At 67.7% G+C, this 4,426-nt stretch carries 6 protein-coding genes; 1 reads left to right on the forward strand and 5 read right to left on the reverse strand.

Going from position 1 to position 4,426, the window contains the following annotated elements; all coding sequences use genetic code 11:
* Together AC2VOU_RS05985 and dxr are read right to left on the reverse strand one after the other, a co-directional pair.
* The coding region (locus AC2VOU_RS05985; protein WP_486956542.1) for a site-2 protease family protein at positions 1-467 on the reverse strand (467 nt) is incomplete at its 3' end.
* Positions 464-1,627 (reverse strand): 1-deoxy-D-xylulose-5-phosphate reductoisomerase, encoded by a 1,164-nt coding sequence (gene dxr, locus AC2VOU_RS05990; protein WP_486956546.1) that lies wholly within the window; start codon positions 1,625-1,627, stop codon positions 464-466. The genes dxr and AC2VOU_RS05985, both read right to left, overlap by 4 nt.
* 205 nt (positions 1,628-1,832) lie before the next feature.
* On the opposite strand from dxr, the gene AC2VOU_RS05995 reads away from it, so the two are divergent.
* Positions 1,833-2,096, forward strand: coding sequence for a DUF2631 domain-containing protein (locus AC2VOU_RS05995; RefSeq protein ID WP_486940660.1), 264 nt, complete (start codon positions 1,833-1,835; stop codon positions 2,094-2,096).
* 38 nt (positions 2,097-2,134) lie between these two features.
* On the opposite strand, the gene rlmN is transcribed toward AC2VOU_RS05995, so the two are convergent.
* The 3 genes from rlmN to AC2VOU_RS06010 all read right to left on the reverse strand — a co-directional run.
* Positions 2,135-3,235, reverse strand: coding sequence for a dual-specificity RNA methyltransferase RlmN (gene rlmN, locus AC2VOU_RS06000; RefSeq protein WP_486956543.1), 1,101 nt, complete (start codon positions 3,233-3,235; stop codon positions 2,135-2,137).
* Between the two features lie 9 nt (positions 3,236-3,244).
* A complete protein-coding gene (locus AC2VOU_RS06005; RefSeq protein ID WP_486956544.1) occupies positions 3,245-4,147 on the reverse strand; it encodes a phosphatidate cytidylyltransferase in 903 nt (300 codons plus the stop codon).
* Positions 4,148-4,170: 23 nt separating this feature from the next.
* Positions 4,171-4,426 (reverse strand): ribosome-recycling factor (locus AC2VOU_RS06010; protein WP_486956545.1); only part of this gene is annotated, 256 nt, incomplete at its 5' end.

The raw sequence follows: 4,426 nt of genomic DNA on the forward strand, positions 1-4,426 counted from the left end.
GGCCCGTCGCCGGTGCACTTCTCGAATTCACCTTGCTTGATTTCGCTTGCAGCACAGGATGTTTGGCCGACGACCGCAGTCGGATGCAGGTTCGGCAGCCCCCAGGTGACGGCGATGGCGTAGATGAGCACGAGGCCGATCACGAAGTTCATCCCCGGGCCGGCGAACAACACCGCAACGCGCTTCCAGGTCTTCTGTTTGTACATCGCGCGGTCGTGCTCGTCGGGCTGGAGTTCTTCGACCGAGGTCATGCCCGCGATGTCGCAGAAACCACCGGCCGGGATGGCTTTGAGGCCGTACTCGGTCTCGCCGCGACGGGTCGACCACAACGTCGGGCCGAAGCCCACGAAATAGCGCCGCACCTTCATACCAGTGACCAGGGCGACCCACATGTGGCCGCATTCGTGCAGCGCCACCGAGATGAGAATGGCGAGTGCAAACAGCACGATGCCGATTACGAACATCATCGAACCGGTGAAACCTCCTGTGTGATCACACGCTGTGTCATTGCAATCTGGGCGCGCCCGCGGGCCCAACGCTGCGCGTCGAGTACGTCTTCCACGGTAGCGGGTTGCGCGGCCCACTGGTCCGCGGCGCTGCAGACCGCGGCGATTGTGTGCACAATGGCCGGAAAACCGATCCGACCGGCCAGGAACGCCTCGGCCGCTTCTTCGTTGGCGGCGTTGTAGACAGCGGTCATGCAGCCGCCCGTCTCACCGGCCTGCCGGGCCAGCGCGACCGCCGGGAACACCTCGTCGTCGAGCGGCTCGAACGTCCACGTCGACGCGGTGGAGAAATCGCACGCCGCGGCCGCGGCGGGCACCCGATCCGGCCAGCCCAGCGCCAGGGCGATCGGCAGTTTCATGTCCGGCGGGCTGGCCTGCGCGATCGTCGAGCCGTCGGTGAAGGTGACCATCGAGTGCACGATCGACTGCGGGTGTACGACGACGTCGATCCGGCGGTAGCCAATGCCGAACAACAGGTGCGCTTCGATGAGTTCGAGACCCTTGTTGACCAGCGACGCCGAGTTCAGCGTGTTCATCGGCCCCATCGACCAGGTCGGGTGGGCGCCGGCCTGCTCGGGAGTGACGTCCTCCAGTTGCGTGGCCGACCAGCCACGAAACGGCCCGCCCGAAGCGGTCAGCACGAGCTTGGCCACCTCATCCGCGGACCCGCCACGCAGGCACTGCGCCAGCGCGGAGTGCTCGGAGTCCACCGGCACGATCTGGCCGGGCCGCGCAGCGGCCAGCACCAGTGGGCCGCCGGCGATCAGCGACTCCTTGTTGGCCAAAGCCAACCGGGCTCCGCAGGCCAGCGCGGTCAGCGTCGGCTGCAGGCCGAGCGCCCCGACCAGGGCGTTCAACACGACATCGGCCTGGGTGTTCTCGATCAGCCGGGTCGCCGCCTGCGGTCCTTGATAGCTGACGTCGCCGATCGCCTGCGCAGCGCGCTCGTCGGCGACGGCGAGGTTGGACACTCCGGTCTCGACGCGCTGCTGGGCCAGCAGGTCCGGGTTGCCGCCCCCGGCGGCGAGCCCGACCAGCTCGAAGCGGTCCGGGTTTGCGGCGATGACCTCGAGTGCCTGGGTGCCGATGGAGCCGGTGCTGCCCAGCACCAGCACCCGCAGGCGGCTATTCCCGTCGAGCCTGCGGCTAGGCGCGGTCTCGACGTCGAGCCTGCGGCCAGCCGCGGTCTCGACGCTGCGGGCGAGACCATCGCGAAGGTCGGACACCCCCACATTGTGCCCCTATCGCGCCGCGCCACCGCCAACCCCGGCGAACGCCGGTATGCCAGAATGACGTGGCATACCCATCCCGACCCTAGGAGTTGCCGTGGCCAGCAGCGCGGTGGAGCGTGTCAACACAGTCAACGGCGTCGACGTCGTCGAGGTGCCGTCGGCCGCGTGGGGCTGGAGCAAGGTCAGCCACCGCAATTGGCATGTCTACGGGCTCCTGATGATCGGGTTGCTGGTCGCGTTTCTGCGCGGCAACCACGTCGGCCACGTCGAGGACGTGTGGGTGATCGGCTTCGCGCTGCTGGGCATCTTCATCCTGGTGCGCGACATGTGGGGCCGCCGGCGCGGCTGGATCAAGTAGGCAGCTGCCCGCACTTCATCACCACGCTCGAGCTCCAGCTATCCGCCTTCAGCGGCCAACTGTCCGCAAGCGGCGGCAATCTCACGGCCGCGGGTATCGCGCACCGTGCAGGCCACTCCGGCCGCGCGAACCCGTCGAACGAATTCCCGCTCAACGGCTTTCGGGCTGGCATCCCACTCGCTGCCCGGTGTCGGGTTCAGCGGAATCAGGTTCACGTGGACCAACGGCCCCAGGGCCCGCTGCAGTCGCTTGCCCAGCAGGTCCGCCCGCCAGGGCTGGTCGTTGACGTCGCGAATCAGCGCGTACTCCACCGACACTCGCCGGCCGGTCTGCTCGGCGTAGTAGTGCGCCGCATCGAGCGCCTCGCCGACCTTCCACCGGTTGTTGACCGGCACCAGGGTGTCGCGCAGCTCGTCGTCGGGGGCATGCAACGACAGCGCCAGGGTCACCGCGAGTCGCTCGTCGGCGAGCTTGCGGATCGCCGGCGCCAGCCCGACCGTCGACACCGTCACCGAACGGGCTGAGATCCCGAAGCCCCCCGGCGGCAGACCGGTGATGCGACGCACCGCTGCCAGCACCCTGGCGTAATTGGCCAGCGGCTCCCCCATGCCCATGAACACGATGTTGGACAACCGACTGGCTGGACCCCACTCGTCACGCAACGTCGCGGCCGCGGAACGCACCTGCTCGACGATCTCGGCGGTCGACAGGTTCCGGGTCAGACCGCCCTGACCGGTCGCGCAGAACGGGCACGCCATCCCGCAACCCGCCTGAGAGGAAATGCAGACCGTGTTGCGCCGGGGGTAACGCATCAGCACCGATTCGACAGCGGTGCCGTCCGCCGCTCGCCACAGCGTCTTGCGGGTTTCGCCGGCGTCACACGTGATTTCTCGGACCGCGGTCAGCAGGGTGGGAAACAACGCCTCGGTCACCTGGCCGCGAACCGCGACCGGCAGATCGGTCATCTGCCGCGGATCGGCGATCAGCCGGCCGTAGTACTGATTCGCCAACTGCTTGGCACGAAACGCCGGTAGACCCAGCGCCGTGACGGCTTGGACGCAGCCGACGTCATCGAGGTCAGCCAGGTGACGCGGCGGCAATGCGCGTCGGGGCGCTTCGAAAACCAACTCTTGTTTCACTGACAGATCTCAGGGCAGCAGGGTCAGGACGATCCAGGCGGCGACGGCCGACGGCAGGGCCCCGTCCAGCCGGTCCATCAGGCCACCGTGACCGGGCAGGATCCGGCCCATGTCCTTGATGCCCAGGTCCCGCTTGATCTGCGACTCGACCAGGTCGCCGAGGGTGGCGGCGGCCACGATTGTCACGCCCAGCAGCACCCCGATCCACGCTGGCCGGTGGGCCAGCAGCGTCGCGGTCAGCGTCACCGCGGTGATCCCGAAGAGCAGCGAACCGGCCAGCCCCTCCCACGACTTTTTCGGGCTGATCGACGGGGCCATCGGATGCTTGCCGAACAGGACGCCGACCGCATAGCCGCCGATATCGGAGGCGACCACACCGATCATCAGGCAGAACACCCGGCCCGAACCGTTGTGCGGATAGACCAGCAGCACGCTGAACGACGCGAACAGCGGCACCCAGGCGGCGAGGAATACCGTGGCGGCGACGTCGCGCAGGTAATTTCCCGACGGCGAATCGGCCGACCCATGCGGCGCTGTGGTGGCACCGAGCGCCAGCCGCCAGAACATGCAGACCACCGCGGTGGCGCCGAAGCCGGCCAGCGCCCCGGCCGCATGATAGGGCCAGGTCAACCACACCATCAGCTGGCCACCGACCAGCAACGGGATGACCGGGATGATGTAACCGGCCTCACGCAGTCGGCGCACGACCTCGTGCGTGGCGACGGGCATCGCGACGGCCACCAGCAGCACCCACAGATACCGGTCCCAGATCAGAATCGCGATGATGGTGAAACCGATAGCGGCGCCGACTGCGATCGCCGCCGGTAGATTGCGGCCGGCCCGCGACTTCTTCTTGGGCTCGTCCACCGCATCCCCGGCGGGGATGTCTGGGCCAGTATCGGTCTCTGCCACGGGCGTCGTCTGCTGGGCGGCCGCTAGACCTCCAGCAGCTCGCCTTCCTTGTGCTTGACCAGCTCGTCGATCTGCGTCACGTAGTGCGCAGTGGCCTTGTCCAGGTCCTTCTCGGCACGCGATACCTCGTCCTCGCCGGCTTCGCCGTCTTTACGGATACGGTTCAGTTCTTCCATCGCCTTGCGCCGAATGTTACGCACCGACACTTTGGCGTCCTCGCCTTTGGCTTTGGCCTGCTTGACCAGTTCGCGACGGCGCTCCTCGGTCAGTTGCGGCACC

It is taken from the genome of Mycobacterium sp. TH-M25, from assembly GCF_057473665.1.